The following is a 19,227-nucleotide window of genomic DNA, read 5'->3' as shown; positions in this document are numbered from 1 at the left end:
CGTTTCTTTATATTATAAAAATCAATATTTTAAATTTAACTTTCATCTTCACCAATAGCTCAACTCTATTTTTAAACTGTCACTGTTACTATGTTATGAGTGCATAAAATCACTCATGATGATAAATCTTTGTACAATATAATGACTCAGTATTGGGATTCAAACGGTTAAATAAATATGAAATTTCTACATTTAGGATGTATTTTATGCTTCGCAGGATGTACTACAGTAATAGAACAAATGCCTAAACAGACTAATCCTTCCACACAACACGCCTTACAACAAAGCATATATCAATACACTCAAGACCAAACCCAATATTTATCAGCTTTTCATGATTTAAATCAAGATGGGCAACCTGATGCTGTAGTATTACTACAAGGTTTAGACTGGTGCGGCTCTGGTGGATGTACCTTATTGATTTATCAAGGTTTACCTAATCAGCAATTTAAATTAATAAATAAAACCACCGTTACAAGTCCACCTATTTATGTCAGTCAACAACAAAGTCATGGTTGGAAAAACTTAGTTGTACAATCTCGCAATCAGGGTGCAGTGCAATTAGCTTTTAATGGAGTTGCTTATCCAAGTAATCCATCTTTACTGCCTGTTTTAACCACACAACAATCTGAAAAGATGCAGCTTTTAATTGCAAGCAAATAATGCGGCATCCTCTTATTTCTTAAATCAAGGCAGTGGCTACTGCCTTGATTTACCTATTTTTGTTGTTGTGTTGCATACCAAGCATTAATATCCTGCTTTTCAATGGCTTTTGCCATTAATTCAGGAAATTGATCGGGAGTACACGCAAAAGTGGGAATGCCCAATGCCGCAAATTTTTGTGCATTTTCACGGTCATAATAAGGTGCGCCCTCATCTGACAATGCCAATAAAGTTACGATTTGGACACCACTATTGAGCATCTCAGCCACTTGTTTAAAGAGCTGTTGCTCACTGCCACCTTCACATAAATCTGTGACCAACACAAAAATTGTTTCTTCAGGACGAGTGATCTTTGTTCGACAATACTTAATCGCTTTGGCAATATCTGTACCGCCACCCAGTTGCGTACCAAACAGTACATCAACAGGGTCTTCAAGCAATGGTGTTAAATCAACTATTTGCGTATCAAACACCACCATTTGTGTGGTCACAGCCCGAATACTTGCCATCACCGCAGCAAAAATACTCGAATACACCACCGAAGGCGCCATCGAACCGCTCTGATCAACACACAGTACAATATCTTTTAAGGAACTGCGCTGACGTGGATGTCCATGCAATTGCTCAGGAATAATGGTTTTGTATTCTTCTTGCCAATGTTTTAAGTTGGCTTGAATGGTGCGGTGCCAATTAATATCTTGAATACGTTTTGGACGGCGCGTATGGGCTGAACGGTTGACTGAACCTTGAATGGCTTGCTCTAAACTTTGTTTTAAACGTCGCTCAATTTCCTCAACCAATTTACGTACCACAATACGGGCAGTTTCTTTGGTTTGATCAGGTATCAAGTGATTTAAGCCAATCAAAGTCGAAACCAAATGAATATCAACTTCGATATTTTCTAACAATTCAGGCTCTAGCAACATTTGTTGCAAGTTCAAACGTTCAAGCGCATCTTTTTGAATGATTTGCACCACAGAACTTGGGAAATACTGACGAATATCGCCCAGCCATTTGGCAATACGTGGACTAGAACGCCCTAAACCACCACGTTGTTGCTGTTGCGTGTTATATAACACATCTAAACACTGGAACATATTTTCATCATCACTCGACCAATACTCAGGTGATGACTGCTCAGGACGTTGACCTAAAATTAAGCGCCAACGTCGTTCTTGTTCTTGGGTATTTTGATTAGTTTGTGACATCAGAACCCTCTTTTAAATCAGCTTTTTCAGCGCCATCTACACATACAGGTTGAGGATGAAGTAAATTTCTTAAACTCAATAAAGTGTTATAACCACGCTCAAGATTAAATTGATGAGGCAATTGCGCAATATGTACTGTCACCCCTGATGCTGCTTTTTCTGCAATTTTCGCAGATTCACTTGGACTAAAATCACTGGTTGAACGACGTAAAATAGGCAGAATATTGATAAATTGTTCTTCGGGTAAATCGCCTAACCATGCATTCACCAAGTTCCATAAATTATCTTCATGTAACAATAATAACGCTTGATCACTGATAAAGCCTTCGAACCAACCTGCACTATAATCAACGGTTTGCCCAACCGATAAAGCTTGTGATAAATAATGTTCTATTTCATCTAAATCAAGCAATTGCTGCTGTTTTGCTAACTTGGTAACAGAGCCATGCAAATAACCATTCATATAGGTTTGTTGCAATAGTTTGAGTATTAAGTCTTGCCAATATTGATTGAGCGTTGCATTGTCTAACCGTTGCAACAACAAATAAAGGCTATTTAACTGCTGTGCGGTTTGTTTTGCCATATCATCATTAATGGACTGACAATACTGTGGTAATGACAACATTAAACGTATGCTGAGCTGTTGAATAATTTGAAATAATTCATGCTCAGAAAATTGACGGACGCTACCATAACGCAAAGCTGTGACCAAAGGTGTTAAAGTCGCAAGCAATACATCAGGATCTTGATGCAAGGTCGAAAGGGACTGTAAACGCTGTAAAGCCACAGGCAAACTACGGTCTAAACCTGCCAGCAATATTTGCTCGATATATTTAGCAACGGTGGATAGATCATCACTGTGCTCAATTTTATCTTGAATATAACTTGCGGCTGCATCAGTAATGGTATAGCCCCAAAGTGACATTTCATTGAGGTATAAACTGCTTTCAGGTTGCCATGACAATTGCCAGTTTTCTTTATAATTTCCTCGACCTGATGAGTAATTTTGTAATTCTGCCCATGCCAAACCCAGCAAATTTACCCGATGAAAAAACTGACTTTTACTTAAATCAAAAGGCTGACGTAAGTCCAGTTCAACCCCACGATGTACCGCTTCAAGCTTTAAACGCAACGACTTACATTGTTTTAAAAAGTCTTGTTGTATTGGCAATTCTGAATAGTCTTCAGGTAAATGCCCCAGTTTTTCTGCCAATAGCATCTGATTCATGATCGGTTCAGGCAAATCATAACCATGATGCAGCACACTGCGAATTGCTTCTGTTAAATCATCAAGATCAGGAATACGGCGCTCACGCAATTGTAATAGAGACTGAATCAGTTGCGTTGCATCAATAATTTGCGCACTTGAGGCATCATGTCCCGCCTCACGCAAAGCATTAGCAAACTGACTGAGCCAATCAATACTAATTTTTTCAGCATCGACTTTACCTTCAAGGGCTTGCTGATAATGCTTCCATAAATGTGCATACCAACCCACCGCTTGAATACCTGCGCCATAACCACTGTGACGATGTAAACGTCCATGTGTCCATGCAATCCATGCCGATTCAATTTTAGTTTTTGGCAAACCTTTTAACAGTTGATTGTCATCTTTTAAGCTTGTTTTTAAATCCACTAAAACAGGTGCATGCCATGCACCACAAATCACCACGATACGTTCAAAGCCCTGCTTCTGTGCTTGGCGAATGATTTTTCGCATAGACGCTTCGCGGTATTGTTCTATCAACTGATCATCATCAAGTTCAGTATTCGGATTTAAACTGTTTAAATAATCGCGAATTTCAGCCATTGCTTCATTGATCGACTGAAACATATCACCCGCATGGGGTTGCTGTTCAACCAAGTGTTCCCAAAAACGTTCGCTGTCCTGATAACCTGCTTGATGGGCTAAAAGTGCGATGGGATCATGACGATATTGCAGAAATTTGCGTTCTTCATCTGAGATTTCAAACGCATCTTCATCAGTGCTTTCATTCTCAGAAGCTGATTCATCAGAAGCAGCATCAGCAAGCGTTTCATCAACATGCTCATCTACAGATTCTTCAGATTTTTCTTCTTCTGAATCTGTCTGTTGTTCAGCTTCAAGCGCTTGTCGTGCCTCCTCAGCCTGTTTTTCCAGTGCAAAACGATACTGACATGCCAAATCCATAAATTCAGTATGGATTTGATATTTTAAAGCAAATTGTAATGCTTGCCATTCAGGTGAAAATTCTGCAAAAGGATAAAATACCGCACGTGGTCGTTCATCTTTTTGTACAGGTGTGTTGATGAGTAATGCAATCGGTGGCTCAATTTCAGCATGGCTGAGCTGTGCAATACGATCATTCGCATCAGGTGGTCCTTCAATGAGAATACAGTCAGGTTGCAACTGCTCTAGTGCATTTAAAACACTTCGAGCAGAGCCAGGACCATGATGACGTACCCCTAAAATATAATGCATGGGCAAATCCTTTGACTGTAATTATTCTAAATCTCGGCAAGCTTGGTAAATTTCATTCCAACCTTCACGTTGTTTAATGACAGTTTCGACATATTCTTTCCAAGGCACCACATCTTGCACAGGGTCTTTGACAATCGCACCTTGTAAACCTGCAACTAGATCATGGGCATTTAAACTGCCATCACCAAAATGCCCTGACATTGCCCAACTATGGCTCATCACTGAAATCGCTTCGGCGGTTGATAATGTCCCTGTGGTACTTTTCAGTTTTTGTTTACCATCGACGGTTTTACCTTCACGCAATTCACGGAAAATGGTCACAAGGGTTTTAATGTGTTGATCGAGTGGTTGAATTTCAGGTAAAGATAGGCTACGACCAAGTGAGGCAACACGTTGTTGCACAATTTCAATTTCTTCTGCAATAGTGGCAGGTGGTGGTAAAATCACGGTATTAAAACGACGCTTAAGTGCAGATGAAAGCTCATTGACGCCTTTATCACGGTTGTTGGCAGTCGCAATCACACTAAAACCTTGTACCGCTTGATATTCAATGCCTAACTCAGGTACAGGTAGATTTTTTTCAGATAACAATGTAATCAAAGTATCCTGTACATCAGCAGGAATACGGGTCAACTCTTCAATACGGGCAATTTTTCCTGTACGCATCGCACGTAGCATAGGACTTTGTACTAAAGCTTCTTCAGTTGGACCTTTAGCAAGTAGTTGTGCATAGTTCCAGCTATAACGCAAAGTATCTTCACTGGTGCCTGCTGTCCCTTGAATGAGCAAAGTACTGTTACCACTAATTGCCGCTGCTAAATGCTCAGAGACCCAAGATTTTGCTGTTCCTGGTACACCAAGTAACAATAAAGCACGGTCGGTTGCTAAAGTTGCAACCGCAATTTCCATCAAACGACGATTACCAATATATTTTGCTGAAATTTCAGTACCATCAGGCAGTGTAGTCCCCATTAAATAATCAACTACAGCATTTGGTGATAACCCCCATTGTGCAGGGCATTGTTTTTTATCGTGTTCTTTTAAAGCTGCCAACTCATGGGCATATTGTTGTTCTGCTTTGGCACGTAAAACTTGACTCATGTCAGTGTCCTTTTTATCGAAAATTAAAATGTTTTTTGTTACGGAAGCAATGCCATTTTTTGTTTGGCAATGCTATTTAAAATATCAAAACGACTAGAATCTAAATCTTTTAATGGGCTAATTTCAGTTGGATAGCCATAGACCACAAGCCATTCATACAATGGATGCAATAAATAGGCATATTCCTGCTCTTCTTGTAGATAGATTTCTGCCAATAAACGCTCAGTCAGTTCTTTGGATAAAATACCAATCTCTGACGCAGGCAATGGTAAGCGTTTCCAAACATCCAATAAAAAATCAGGTTCATGACGTTTACGGGCTTGGCGTAAATGCTGCACGATCAAATGATCACGTTTTTCAGTGCTCAGTAGCGGATACAGATATTGCATATTGGAAGCAAAACGGATGCTTTCGAGTTCTTCTTGATAATTTTCATAGAACCATTGTGCTAAATCGGCACGTTGTTCATGAAAACAGCGGAAACAAAATGCATCTAAAATGTGATTTCGCTGATTTTTATATTTCAGCTTCAGTAAACTCTCCCATGTTGGGAAAATCTGTTGCCAATAAGACAAAGGCATCGCTTTTAAAATAAAATATAAATAGTCTTCAGCTTTACTTGATTGTGAGAATTTTATTAAATTTTCTTCAATATTCAGCTCTTTAATGATTTTACGTTCATTGCCATTTGCAGTGTAATCAATGATATTGAGTTGTTGTAATTGTTCATCCAATTCAATGCTCATTCGCACGATCATACAACGATTTTTAGCATCAAATTCAATGACATTTTCCAGTAATTGCAGCATTTTTTGCGTATAAACATGTTCAGGATCATGCAAAAATAAATAGTGTAAACCTTGCCCTAAAGCTTGTTCAGGTTTCTTTTGATGCAATGCAGTTAAATATGCAATATGCGGGGCAAAGAATGAAAATGGTGTATTTTCAATCCAGTCTTTACGCTGCTCTTTATCGATACGTTTCCATAAAGCTTCAAAATTTTGATGAATAAAATCAGCATGTTCAAGTGCAAGATTTTGAAGTAGACGCTCAGCAGGACCTTTACTTAAACTGGCAAATTTTGCATCTTCTTCATCAATGGGTTGTTGTAAAATCAATGTCTGATGTAAAATTTTAGCCACTTTTAAACGATTATCCTGACGCAAATCCTGCAATTTATAGCTTCGTTCAGGCAATGTTGCCGCTAATAGCAAATCATTATTGGCAACATTAAGTACATCTAAAACCAAATGTGGCGCAATCGCCTGTTTCTGCAAACGAATGAGATGCAATAGATAATTCATCCAAGCAGACTTATCATATTGAAAATTATATTGATTAAGCTGAACAATACTTTTAATTAGGCTATTCATACCCCGTTTACTGGGTGTAAATGGCGTTTCATCATCGGCTAAGTGAGCAAGTTGTTGCTCTGAACAAGGATAAGCTTGTTGTGCAGACACTTGAAAAAGTGTCCATTGCAAATTTAAACCCAATAAATCCTGTTCATCACTGACAAACTCAGAAATGGGTGCAGGCACATGAATCGTTTGTTGATAATGCTGCCCAAGGGTTAGTTTAAGTTCAAGTTGCTTGGTAAATTGTTCTAAAGGTGAGCTTATAGACATTGGTAATGCGCTCCTTGCCAAATACTGATGAGTTGCAGTTCTAAACCATTCCACTCTAAACCTGCATAAAAAGGTTGATTACTCACCATCATCCATAACGCAGTAAATTGATCAGTACTGAGTGAAATTGGCATCATATGATTTGTCGAATCAATCAAATAATAACGCTCATCTTTTTGACTTAAACGCACAGGATTCATCCACCAAAAACTGGTCAGATGCATCGGATTATGACTGAGTTTTTCTGCATGTTTGGCTAAAGCATCTTCAAAACACACAAAACCTTGCGGCGGTTTATTTTCAATTTTAATAGCGTCAATATCGTTGAGTGTGACTTGCTCTGCAAGTTTCAAACGTTGTTGTTCTACCCCAGGATAACGCTGTGCTTTGAGTTTAAAATGATGCTGACTTGGTAGGGTTAAGCCATAACGTGTATGCGGTGCAATATCAAAATCTAAAATTAAATAATCTGTACATGTTTTCTCGTCCCATAACCATTGACGACGAAAATTCCCTTTGGACTGTTGTAATGCTTGTGTACGAGAAGCAAGTACACTTAACTGTAGCTCTTCTGTGCTTTGGGTTAACCAAAAATCACTAGCAAGGTTAATGCCCATCAACTGACGTAATTCTTGCTGTAAATCTAGAGAAAGTTGTTCTCTTTTTTGCCATAGTTCAGCAATCAGATACAAACGCGCAAGCCAAAAAGCACTTTGTTGTTGCCAATTTGGCTGATACAACGCACTTGAAAATTCATCAATCCAAATATTGATTCCCGCAGCCTGACCATCTACCAAACGACTGGTAATTTCATGAAAAAATTGTCGTCCATTTTGTGAACGCACTTCACCTAAGCCTAAATTGACTACATCTTTCAGCCACAGTTGCAAAGCATCAATGGCTTGATCAATTTTTTTATCACGTGATTCTTGACGCTTAGCACGTGCTGCTTCATCAACAGGTTTATTGGCTTTTTCAGCTTTTTTCTCGGTACTTTGCGTGAGTTTGTCACGCCATTTTGTGACCCGTTCAGGAAATTGTGTTTCATCTTCCTGAATTTGAAACTCGGCAGGATGCTCTTGATACACCATCAGTAAAGCAAGTGCATGCTTACAAGGACGTTTAAAACTTGGACAACTACATTCACATTTTAGTTGTGGTAAAAAAATGGCACTTTGATAAATCGCACTCCCTTTAATTTCTGCCCAGATCCATTGATCTGTAGAAGCACCTTTATTATTCCAATCATTGACTTTAGCCAATTTTTTAGCAGCTTTTTCTGAATTTGTATCAGGAATGATCTGTTGTATTTGATCAAGCTGAATGGTCAGCAACATAAAAATTCCTTGCGTTATTTTTCATTTTAAATTTAATTTCCTCAATAAATGTATATTTTTCATTTTAATAATTCAACGGGAAAAAGCAGCTAAACGACAAAATTTGTCGCTAAATTGTGAAGTATGGTTTAAGAGAATTTTAGATAAAAGAGATATTTCATGAAACTTTTAACGTTTTTATTTATTATTTTTATCACTAGAAAATTTTGAGGGTATTTGGGAAAACATCGTATGGTTTACTTCAACTATTAAAACTTTGTAAGTTCTAACCCTATTGCCTATAAACTTTTGGTCTATAGCGTCCTAAGCCGAATCGAGATCTTTTGGATTTGTACTACACTCACGTTGTACGCAACTGGCAGCAAGCTACTCTTTTCGATCCCATCACACCCTTGAGACTTATAATAGCCAAAGCCTTACGGGATTAATTTCCTAAGATTGGTTGATTTCGAGTAATTTTAAAAATATTTTTCACAAAAACGCATTTAAAACATATTTTTTTCCATTTCGACAAAAATATCGTATTTTTTACCGCATAAAAAGAGCATTTAGGAGAAATTTTCTCTACATCATCACTTCGTTTTATATTTATCTTGGAGCTTTAATTCTACTGTTTTTATAATGCTGCGCTAAAGTTTCATTTTCACCATTTAAAAAGAATAAGAGATATTGGCGTGTAGTTGAAAAATCAATTCTCTTAAAACCAATATAATCTTTGGTTTTACGGGTAATTAAACCAAAAACATCCTTTTGTGGCATAATCACAGGAATATCACTTTCCATTTTAAACTCTAAATGCTCAGATGCAGAAAAAGCATTTAAAGTAAATCTAAGACTGTAATGTGTTTCAAGGTCAGTCAATGTAAAGCTCGCATTATCACCATTAAATTGCAGCTGACGCACTCTTTGTTGTTGCCAATGAATACTGTCAAATTTAATCAATGCATTAATTGCAGCTAATTTTTCTAAAATCTCATCTCCACCTTCTTGTAGGTTTTTAGGGGAGTGGATCACTAAATCAAATGTTTTCATTTTTCTTTTTCCTGATAAGCGGCATTATTTTAACAGAATCTAGCGCTAATCCCTTGAATTTCAGACAAAAAATAGTGAAATACATCACACTTAAGCGAAATATTTATTAGTTTTTATTTAAAAACAATCAAAAATAAATACAAAATGGCTTTTTATTATTTTATTTAAAAATTTTAGTATGGTGCAATTTTATTCAAGTTTTCCTGTCTTTTTTACGAATCCATCGAATCACAACAAACATCAACATAATGACCAGCAATACCACCAAAATAGGTGCAATTAAAGACAGTATCGAAACGACAATAGCGCCTAGCCATTCTCCTGTTGAAATAATTGGATTAGCAATTCCACCTGTGGTTGCTGTAGAAATACCACGAACAGCGACTGTAGTTAATTGTACTGCGCTCGCAGTTCCTCCACCGACAATAATTGCGGCTGCCCAACTGGTAAATTGCGACATTTCCGCTGTACTGACTGCCATAGTGGTTAATGTTCCTGCAATGAGTGCCGCAGGTGTGGCAATCGTATCTAATATGTTATCTACCCAAGGGATATAGTACGCCCCGATTTCACAGAGGGTTGCGACAGCTAAACCGATACAGACGGATGGCATTGCCAACCATTCAAAACCCTTCATGGGTTCAAACCATCCCATGAGTGAGGCAATACTCATGACCAATAGCGGTACAAATACACGAAAACCACACGCGGCACTGAGTCCAATACCGATACATAAGCTCAGGATGGTTTCCATGTTGTGCCCTACCTTATTGTGTTTTTAGTTTTATGCTTTTTATACGGTAACAAAAAAGCCCTATGGGGTGATAGGGCTTTTTCTAAAACAGAGAGTAACTGTTTTGTTTGTGCTGCTTAGGCATTCTTGTTGTTGAATTGATTGCCAAGGCATTTGGTACACGGTGGTAGACGATCTGTACCAATTTCTAAGTAGGTGCGGTGTCCGCAGTTGACACAAAAATAGAAGCCTGTTCCAGGTTTTTGACCAGCCATAACCATTTTTGTTCTCCATAGGTATTAGAAATGGTGAACAAAGTATAGCCTCTTTTTTTTCGCTTTGTCTACTGTCTATTTTGATAAATGATGATGTCATTTTTGCAAGAAATGATTATATTGGTATTTTTTATCATTTTTATTCCATTTAAAAACTTTCATCACATAAATTTATATGTTCTTCTTTTAAATTTCCAAAAACAAATCGGATTTTCTATTCATCAGCTTTTATTTACTCTACTGATTAATTTCGTATGGCATACCGTCTTCACCAAACTCAACGCCTCGTTCGAGCAGTTTTTTGTGTGCTGCATGATGGACAACGCCTCGTTTGCTGACTTTAGGTTCGAGTAATCTGCGTAATGTGGCTTCGCTGACATTGGGATGCCCCACCACTTCTATGCGTACACCCCAAAATTTGTCATTGGCAAAGCGGTCAAGGATGTCTGCATCTGCGTCGGGATTCATGGCGGCAACTACTCGGATTGCCTGATTCGGGTCAGTGAGAAATGGTTCGAGTTCGGCTGTATTAGCTGCACCGCTTGCAGCAATATAGCGTTTTTCTTCTTCGGCTTTTTGTTCGGGGGATTTTTTGGGCATGGGTGCTCGCTTTATATAAACTTTTTTAAATAGCCTGCAACTTTCTAAATAACTCAACCAATCCTATTAAAAATTTATCAAAACTATCTCTATAATTCTCTTCATTAATTTCATATTTATTAATTTGCTTAGCGTATTCTGAACCTTTACGATGAGCAACACCAGTTGATCTGATAGATTGAAGCCCTCTAAGCAGGTCTGTAAACTCTCTATATTTTTCTGAATGTTCAACCAACATTAAAATTAAATTAATTGACTTACTTTCTTCACTATTTAAAAATCTGCTAAGTTCTTTTACATTTACAGAATCTATTGTAGTTTTTGCTAAAGCTAAAATCTGAGAATCAAATTCAGCTTGTTCGTTTGAAAGTAATGTTCTAATGGAATTAAAAAAATGTTGATCTTTCTCAGCTAATGGTAAGAAAAAATACCAACTATTTTTCTTGAACCAATATTCTTGAAAATTATTAAACTCTGCTTTAAAAATATGTTCAGCTTTTTCTGAATCACAAAAATTTCCTAAAAAACTCCTCTCATAGTTTGCCTTGCTGATTTTTCTACCATCTGGAATTAAATTAAAACTTTTCCAATACAATTGTTCTTTTTCAGGTAAATCACGTCCTAAATCACCTAAAAAAACAGAGATATGCCCATTTGAATTATTGTCAAACCTTAAGCGCCACAATCCATTCCTAATTAAACGCCCATCTTCGATTGTATAGTCTGAATTCCCATAGTACTTATTCATAACTTCGTTTTTAAAAAAGACAGGGGTTAAATAATGAGGAGATTGAGGATTCTTACCGAAATAATTTGCTAGCTCCTCTGGATTGGAAGTAAATTCAATTAATTTATCCTCATCACCACCGATGATATAAGATTGATACTTTTTTTCTTTCTCGAATGGCCAAATATTACAACTATCTATATTTTCACATGTTATTAATTTTTTCCCACAAATTCTTATGAATCTTGAATAACCTTCTACATAGCTATCCCCAGAATAGATGGTATACGTTAAGCTTTCTTCGGTAAAATAATCTTCCAACGAAATAGATTCTGAAGTATGCCAAGTGGATTCAAAATACAATAAAAGATCCATTTGTTTGACAGCTATAAACGATTTTAAATATCTTCTTCTTATTTTTACCTCATCTGTTTCAAATTTTATGACTTCTATCAACTCTCCAGAGTCATCAAAATCTAAAAATCTATTATTTTTTCTATCATGATATAGATTAAACAGCAACCTAAACTCTTCTAGAACCTCTACAGAATCATCAACAATACCATTAAAATTAACAATTAATATCAATCTCAAAAAGGGTTCATCAATATTCAAATGATAACGAACTATTTTTTCACCATTTTCGTAGGTATAGCTAAAACCAGAACCACCCTTACCAATTGATACATCCCAACCATTATTTTGCATCGCATTATTCGTTTCATCTTTAGAAACTAAGGCACAATACATTCCTGCATCATTATCATTACTACTAATCGGTAATGTTTTATAAACAGTTATCCAATTATCATATCCATGATTTGTTTTAATAAATTCTTTATATTTTTCTAATTTTTCCAAAACTGACATAAAATTTCCCCAAATAAAAAACCCCACATAAATGTAGGGTCTTTTTACAACAAAATCAATTATTTCAGCTTAAAGTTTTAAGCCACATTCCCTTCCAAGAAATCCTGTGCAAAGCGTTGTAACACACCACCCGCTTCATACACATGCACTTCCTCTTCGGTATCCAAACGACAGGTTACAGGAATCTGAACCACTTCATTCTTACCATCATCGGTAGAACGCTCAATCACCAAAGTTAGGTCAGAACGAGGCGCAATATTACCAATCACGCTATACAACTCAGTACCATCAAGTTTTAACGTCTTACGATCTGTACCCGACTTAAACTCAAGCGGTAACACGCCCATACCCACAAGGTTAGTACGGTGAATACGCTCAAAACCTTCCGCCACAATCACTTCCACACCTGCAAGACGCACACCTTTTGCAGCCCAGTCACGGCTTGAACCCTGACCATAATCTTTACCTGCAATGATGATGAGCGGTTGCTTACGATTCATATAAGTTTCAATCGCTTCCCACATACGCATCACTTCGCCTTCAGGCTCAACACGTGCCTTAGAACCCTGCTTGATGGTACCGTCAGAGCGAACCACCATTTCATTGAACAGTTTCGGGTTGGCAAAGGTTGCACGCTGCGTGGTCAAGTGATCGCCACGGTGCGTTGCATACGAGTTAAAGTCTTCCTCAGGCACGCCCATTTTCTTCAAGTATTCACCTGAAGCACTGTCGAGTACGATTGCATTCGATGGAGATAAATGATCGGTGGTGATGTTATCGCCCAAGATCGCAAGTGGACGCATATTTGCCAAAGTACGTGGCGCAGCAAGTGCACCTTCCCAATACGGTGGACGACGAATATAAGTACTTTGCGGACGCCAGTCATATAACGGACTCGCTGCTTTTTCATTTACACCCAAATCAAACATTGGAATGTAAATTTTCTTGAATTGTTCAGGTTTAACAGCAACTTTTACCAATGCATCAATTTCAGCATCTGACGGCCAAATATCTTTCAGATAAACTGGATTACCGTCTTTGTCATTGCCTAAAGAATCTGTTTCGATGTCAAAACGAATCGTCCCTGCAATCGCATACGCCACAACTAAAGGTGGAGAAGCCAAGAACGCTTGTTTTGCATAAGGATGGATACGACCATCGAAGTTACGGTTACCTGAAAGTACCGCAGTTGCATACAAGTCACGGTCAATGATTTCTTGTTGAATCACAGGGTCCAACGCACCAGACATACCGTTACAGGTCGTACATGCATACGCCACGATACCAAAACCAAGTTTTTCTAAATCGCCCAACACACCTGCTTCTTCAAGGTATAACGCTGCTGCTTTAGAACCCGGTGCAAATGATGATTTCACCCAAGGTTTACGCACTAAGCCAAGTTCATTTGCCTTACGAGCCAACAAGCCTGCTGCTACAGTATTTCGTGGGTTTGATGTATTTGTACAAGAGGTAATGGCTGCGATGATGATTGCACCATCTGGCATTAAACCTTCCGCTTCTTGCGCACGAGCAGCGTCTAAATTCCCTGCAATACCTTTGGCTTTTAAATCAGCCGTTGAAACACGTGCATGTGGGTTTGATGGACCTGCAATATTACGGGTTACAGTTGAAAGATCGAAACGAAGTACACGTGGGTATTCCGCTTGCTTCATGTCAGAAGCCCAAAGACCGATTTCTTTTGCGTAGGTTTCTACAAGTTGAACTTGATCTGCTTCACGACCTGTCAGCGTTAAATAATCAATGGTGTTTTGGTCAATATAGAACATAGCCGCAGTTGCGCCATATTCAGGGGTCATGTTGGAAATCGTCGCACGATCACCCACTGACATGCTGTCTGCACCTTCACCGAAGAATTCTAAATAGGCACCAACCACACGTTCTTTACGTAAGAATTCAGTGAGTGCCAAAACGATATCTGTTGCGGTAATGCCTGCTTGACGCTGACCAACAAATTCAACACCAATGATGTCTGGAAGACGCATCCAAGATGCACGACCCAACATCACGTTTTCAGCTTCTAAACCACCAACACCAATCGAGATCACGCCAAGTGCATCGGTATGTGGGGTATGTGAATCTGTACCGACACAGGTATCAGGGAATGCTAAACCATCACGGTTTTGAATCACTGGAGACATTTTCTCCAAGTTGATTTGGTGCATGATGCCGTTACCCGCTGGGATTACATCGACATTTTCAAATGCTGTTTTTGTCCATTCAATAAAGTGGAAACGGTCTTCGTTACGACGGTCTTCAATCGCACGGTTTTTCTCAAATGCATCAGGGTCGAAACCACCAAATTCCACAGCCAATGAATGGTCAACAATGAGCTGAGTTGGAACAACTGGATTCACTTTAGATGGATCACCGCCCTGTTCTGCAATCGCATCACGCAGACCTGCAAGGTCAACCAATGCAGTTTGTCCCAAAATGTCATGACACACGACACGTGCAGGGTACCAAGGGAAATCGTGGTCTTGTTTACGGTTGATCAGTTCTTTTAAAGACTGTTCGAGAATGGTTGGGTCACAACGACGAACAAGCTGTTCAGCCAAAACTTTTGAAGTGTATGGAAGTTTTGCATATGCGCCTGGCTGGATGTCTTCTACGGCTTGACGCACATCGAAGTATTCGAGCTGGGTACCTTGCAGGGGTTTACGGTAGTTGTTATTCATTACGGTGTGCCTCTTGCATCATTATTTACTGCGTTCTAATGATTGGCATAGTACACTGCTGAAAACCCATTTCCCAAATCTTTTATATTTCATAAACTTAGATATAAAAACAGGGGTTTTAGAAACATTTAGTAACAACTTGCTTGAATTATTTTTCTTAAATGTGCATTTTTTATAAAAATAGCGGAAAATAAAGATAATTCTTTAGTATTAGATTTAAGATGAGCGAGTCATTCATGAGCAACTTAGCCTTCTCCTCTTTCACCTTGATTGGTGTCGATGCCCTCAAGTTCCTGCAAGGTCAGGTCACGGTCAATGCTGAAGCTTTGGCTGAAAATGTGTCACAGTACACTGCCATTTGTGATTTGAAAGGTCGTATTCACTTTGGTTTATGGCTAAAAAAAATCAATCCTGAACATTTTGAAATTGTGACGACTCAGGATCAGGCTGAAGAATTTACCAAGCATATTAAAAAATATGGCGCATTTTCCAAGATGAAACTTGAACAAGTTGGACACGTTTTTCCAACAGTAAATGGTACAACAACTGACTTTTTTGACGTTGAAACGGACGTTACTGCGTGGGAAATTGCTGCAATTCAAACTGGTCAAGCTTATATTAATCAAGCCATTGAAGGTGTTTTTCAACCTCAGGAATTACGTTTACATCAACGTGGTGGTGTCAATTATGACAAAGGTTGTTACTTGGGTCAGGAAGTAATTGCCCGTCTTTGGTTTAAGGCAAAACCAAAAGCATGGTTGCATGTGATTCAGGGTTCGGGTGTTGTTCCTGCACAAGCTGAGCAACTGAATAAAGGCGTTCAAGTGGTCAATAGCACAGCTTTTGAAAATGGTTTTATTGCGCTTGTGGTAGCTCGTCCTGAGGCTTTGGAAGAGCTTGAAGTGACTGTTTTAGACTTGCCTGAAAGTTTAAGTGGTGATGTGGCGAGACCGCAATAATTCTATAAATTTTAAAATGTTGTGATAAAGTAGCCTCTAAAACTTATGTCGAGTTTTAGAGGCTTTTTTATAAAAATGAATGAGAAAAATAAGATGAGTTTTAGATTTAGTAGCTTATATTTAGACGATATTACATCTTATATTTTTAAGACAGACGATCAAAAAATCCTAGTTAACATTGATTCCACGTTTAATTTTATTTTTGCTTATAACATTAAAGAACTAAGTTATAAGCCTTACTATGACTTTGCAAATGGGGAACATCATCAAGTAGAAACTCCTCACTTTTTATTAGAATACACAATTTATATTAAGGATTCTGAAAATAATGTATGGGAGTCCTCATTTGTGAAGGATACAAATCATGTATTAGAAATTTTTTAGTTTAACTGGACACAACTATTCACTTGATAATATTAAGTTGTATCAAGATGTCGATCAAGAAATTAAACAAAATATTGAACAAAATTATATCACTGAAATCTATATTTCTGATGATAGTAGAGACGATAAAGAGCATAGAATTCGAAATCAAACAACTTTTATCGGGGTTAAACGTGGAAATATTAATTTTAGAATTTATGCAAATCTATTAAATACAAAAGACACTTATCTAAAGCAAGATACTGACGATATTGAACTTTACATACGTGCCGATGAATTTGGTGAAGAAAGATATGTTACTGATAATTATATTTTTCCTGAGATATTACAATTTGGTAGCTTTACAGTCCCTTCTCTTTGTTCTACGTTCCGAAATCCTATCCACCAAGTCCTAAATGATTCTTTGATAAACCAATTCTATTCATATTTCAGTAAGAAAAAATTAAACACACTGACTTTTAGCAAATCGACTGAAGTCATCGAAGAACTTCCTATGTGCTTTAACTTAATTGATGAACAAGATTTTAAACCTGATTTTATTGAATAAATCACAAATACAAATCTTTTAAATAGCTTTGATGCTGATCTAAAAATTTATCCAACTTCTTTTTTAACTTTAAATCAGTTGTTTCAAGATAAATCGTTTCTAATTTATCTACATATTTCCAATAAAATACTTTTGCAATACATTGATGTTCAGCCTCTATAATAAAATGATCTATAGCGCTTTCCTTTTCAGCGTTGAACCAAATTTGATAAAAAGGTTCTAAATCAAACAATTCAACGTAATCATCCAATACGCTTGAAAGTGTTCCATCACTTTGACCATTCAGTCTTAAAATAAAATATTGTTCACAAATTTTATAAATGAGCTTTTGTTCAACAGTATCCCATTGCTCAAAACCACTCATTTTTATTTTCTTAAACAAGTAGTTACAGAGTGAATCCTCCATCACCATTAACTCAATTAAGCGAGGTAGAAAATATTTCAGATCTTGTTCATCACCCATCGTATAGATTGCTTTAAAACAATAATAATCAATCATTTCCTTATCTATATAATGTAAAGATGTATCTTCTAAGTACTCAGCAACTTCCCGACGTTCCTCACCATATGGAGAACATCGAGATGCAAAATCTGGAGCTAATTTATACTTTTTAAATAAGCGGTAAAGTTCCGAAATCTCCTTTTCCATTTTATTATTTTCACTCATATTTTTATCAATAGACTATATTTTTCAAATACCTAGAAAACTACTTTCGCCTCACATAATAAACCACTCCACCCCGATCATCTGAAAAATAAAATGAATTTGCATCTATACGGTAAATATCCGCAGGTCGACCATTTACTTTTTTACCCACTAAAAAACCATCCATAAAGGTTTCAAGCTTTTGCCCTTTACGCATCATCGCAATTTTATAACCATGACCAATCTTTGCATCGGTTGAACCGTGTAAAGCGACTAAAAAAGCATTTTTAATCGTGTCGTCCGTGTTCGGATCATCAAAATAATCAAAACCTAAAGCAGATGAATGTGGCGGGAAATAAGCATAAGGCGATGGCACATTTTTACAGCCTGAGGCACGCTTAAACTTAGGGTCTGCAAAAACTTTTCCACCCGATGAATAACAAGACGGCCAACCATAATCGGCATCACGTTTTAACGCATAAAAAGTTTCATCAGGTTTATTTTTACCTAAATGGTCTACCCCTTGATTGGTCGCAAATAAAACTTTTCCAATCCATTTCAAACCCACAGCATTACGCAAACCAGAAGCATAAATCTTCTGCTCAGAACCATCAGGATTCATTTCTAAAACAGTCGCTCGAACTTTTTCTTTCTCTACACAGGCATTGCAACTTGAACCGACTGAAACATAAATTTTACCATTGCCACCCACTGCAATCGTTCGTGTCAGGTGCCAACCACCATATTTATAACTTAAGCCATAATCAGGAAAAGTCGCCAGAACTTCAGCCTTAGCCGAAGGTTTTGTTTCACCTTGCGTAAATTTTCGACGGGTCAGTTGATGGGTTTCTGCAATATAGATCCAATCTTGCCTATTTGCATCTGTATAAAACTGAACTGAATTTGGATTTTTTAAACCAATCAGATAAGGCGTGATTTTGCCAAACTTGCCTGTTTCAGCATTCCATTCATCCAAGATATAAATCACGCCTTTGTTATTATCAGTCAAATCATGCATATCAGTGACAAACATTCTGCCATCGGGTGCTTTGGCAAAAAAACGTACTCGTTTTAAGCCTTCCGCAGCAGGAATAATCTCATAATTTGCAGGTAAATTTAAGGAAAATTGCTGACCATTTTTCAGGTGAATTGGATGTGGAACCAATTTGGGTTGTTCAGCGAAAATGCTTGTTGAACACATTAAGCTGATAAGTAATATTGACCGTGTTTTTATCATTATTGCATTCATCTGATTCAATATGAATTTTTATAATATAAACTGAATAAACAACAGATCACAAGATTCTTTTTTAAAAGAAAAAATGCCATATATTATTGTTTTATATAGTTTTAAACTAAT

16 protein-coding genes are annotated in these 19,227 nt (G+C 37.4%); 3 read left to right on the top strand and 13 right to left on the bottom strand.

Annotated elements, in window-relative coordinates:
- Positions 1-177 precede the first annotated feature (177 nt).
- Positions 178-663, top strand: coding sequence for a COG3650 family protein (locus HX124_RS00335; RefSeq protein ID WP_286381592.1), 486 nt, complete (start codon positions 178-180; stop codon positions 661-663).
- Between the two features lie 53 nt (positions 664-716).
- On the opposite strand, the gene HX124_RS00330 is transcribed toward HX124_RS00335, so the two are convergent.
- From HX124_RS00330 to acnD, 11 genes are all read right to left on the bottom strand, one after another.
- A complete protein-coding gene (locus HX124_RS00330; RefSeq protein ID WP_286381591.1) occupies positions 717-1,871 on the bottom strand; it encodes a VWA domain-containing protein in 1,155 nt (384 codons plus the stop codon).
- Positions 1,858-4,332 carry a DUF5682 family protein gene (locus HX124_RS00325; protein ID WP_286381590.1) on the bottom strand — a complete coding sequence of 825 codons (2,475 nt, stop codon included), beginning with the start codon at positions 4,330-4,332 and terminating at the stop codon, positions 1,858-1,860. Before HX124_RS00325 ends, HX124_RS00330 begins: the two co-directional genes overlap by 14 nt.
- A 21-nt stretch (positions 4,333-4,353) precedes the next feature.
- The gene (locus HX124_RS00320; protein ID WP_286381589.1) at positions 4,354-5,433 is read right to left on the bottom strand and encodes an ATP-binding protein; all 1,080 of its coding nucleotides are present in this window, start codon (positions 5,431-5,433) and stop codon (positions 4,354-4,356) included.
- A 38-nt stretch (positions 5,434-5,471) separates the two neighbouring features.
- The gene (locus tag HX124_RS00315; protein ID WP_286381588.1) at positions 5,472-7,061 is read right to left on the bottom strand and encodes a hypothetical protein; all 1,590 of its coding nucleotides are present in this window, start codon (positions 7,059-7,061) and stop codon (positions 5,472-5,474) included.
- Positions 7,052-8,398 carry an SWIM zinc finger family protein gene (locus HX124_RS00310; RefSeq protein ID WP_286381587.1) on the bottom strand — a complete coding sequence of 449 codons (1,347 nt, stop codon included), beginning with the start codon at positions 8,396-8,398 and terminating at the stop codon, positions 7,052-7,054. Before HX124_RS00310 ends, HX124_RS00315 begins: the two co-directional genes overlap by 10 nt.
- Positions 8,399-8,986: 588 nt before the next feature.
- The gene (locus tag HX124_RS00305) at positions 8,987-9,430 is read right to left on the bottom strand and encodes a hypothetical protein (RefSeq protein ID WP_286381586.1); all 444 of its coding nucleotides are present in this window, start codon (positions 9,428-9,430) and stop codon (positions 8,987-8,989) included.
- 193 nt (positions 9,431-9,623) lie between these two features.
- Positions 9,624-10,184 (bottom strand): DUF4126 domain-containing protein, encoded by a 561-nt coding sequence (locus tag HX124_RS00300; protein WP_286381585.1) that lies wholly within the window; start codon positions 10,182-10,184, stop codon positions 9,624-9,626.
- Between the two features lie 116 nt (positions 10,185-10,300).
- The gene (locus tag HX124_RS00295) at positions 10,301-10,444 is read right to left on the bottom strand and encodes a zinc ribbon-containing protein (RefSeq protein WP_107008217.1); all 144 of its coding nucleotides are present in this window, start codon (positions 10,442-10,444) and stop codon (positions 10,301-10,303) included.
- 231 nt (positions 10,445-10,675) lie between these two features.
- Entirely contained in the window at positions 10,676-10,906 is a 231-nt protein-coding gene (locus tag HX124_RS00290; protein WP_286381584.1) for a hypothetical protein, read from the bottom strand.
- A gap of 157 nt (positions 10,907-11,063) precedes the next feature.
- Positions 11,064-12,635 carry a hypothetical protein gene (locus tag HX124_RS00285; RefSeq protein ID WP_286381583.1) on the bottom strand — a complete coding sequence of 524 codons (1,572 nt, stop codon included), beginning with the start codon at positions 12,633-12,635 and terminating at the stop codon, positions 11,064-11,066.
- A 77-nt stretch (positions 12,636-12,712) separates the two neighbouring features.
- The gene (gene acnD / locus HX124_RS00280; RefSeq protein ID WP_286381582.1) at positions 12,713-15,331 is read right to left on the bottom strand and encodes a Fe/S-dependent 2-methylisocitrate dehydratase AcnD; all 2,619 of its coding nucleotides are present in this window, start codon (positions 15,329-15,331) and stop codon (positions 12,713-12,715) included.
- A gap of 236 nt (positions 15,332-15,567) precedes the next feature.
- Here acnD and ygfZ point away from each other — a divergent pair, with 236 nt between their 5' ends.
- Both ygfZ and HX124_RS00270 read left to right on the top strand, forming a co-directional pair.
- Positions 15,568-16,290 carry a CAF17-like 4Fe-4S cluster assembly/insertion protein YgfZ gene (gene ygfZ, locus HX124_RS00275; RefSeq protein WP_286381581.1) on the top strand — a complete coding sequence of 241 codons (723 nt, stop codon included), beginning with the start codon at positions 15,568-15,570 and terminating at the stop codon, positions 16,288-16,290.
- 421 nt (positions 16,291-16,711) lie between these two features.
- The gene (locus HX124_RS00270; protein ID WP_286381580.1) at positions 16,712-17,221 is read left to right on the top strand and encodes a hypothetical protein; all 510 of its coding nucleotides are present in this window, start codon (positions 16,712-16,714) and stop codon (positions 17,219-17,221) included.
- Between the two features lies 1 nt (position 17,222).
- Here HX124_RS00270 and HX124_RS00265 read toward each other — a convergent pair whose 3' ends face one another.
- The gene (locus HX124_RS00265; protein ID WP_286381579.1) at positions 17,223-17,888 is read right to left on the bottom strand and encodes a hypothetical protein; all 666 of its coding nucleotides are present in this window, start codon (positions 17,886-17,888) and stop codon (positions 17,223-17,225) included.
- A 40-nt stretch (positions 17,889-17,928) separates the two neighbouring features.
- On the bottom strand, positions 17,929-19,104 hold the full coding sequence (locus HX124_RS00260) for a PQQ-dependent sugar dehydrogenase (protein WP_286381578.1): 1,176 nt from the start codon (positions 19,102-19,104) through the stop codon (positions 17,929-17,931).
- Positions 19,105-19,227 lie beyond the last annotated feature (123 nt).

Origin of the sequence: Acinetobacter sp. 226-1, assembly GCF_030329325.1 — a bacterium.
GTDB classification, from domain to species: domain Bacteria; phylum Pseudomonadota; class Gammaproteobacteria; order Pseudomonadales; family Moraxellaceae; genus Acinetobacter; species Acinetobacter sichuanensis.
This window is presented reverse-complemented; position numbering and strand designations above follow the sequence as displayed.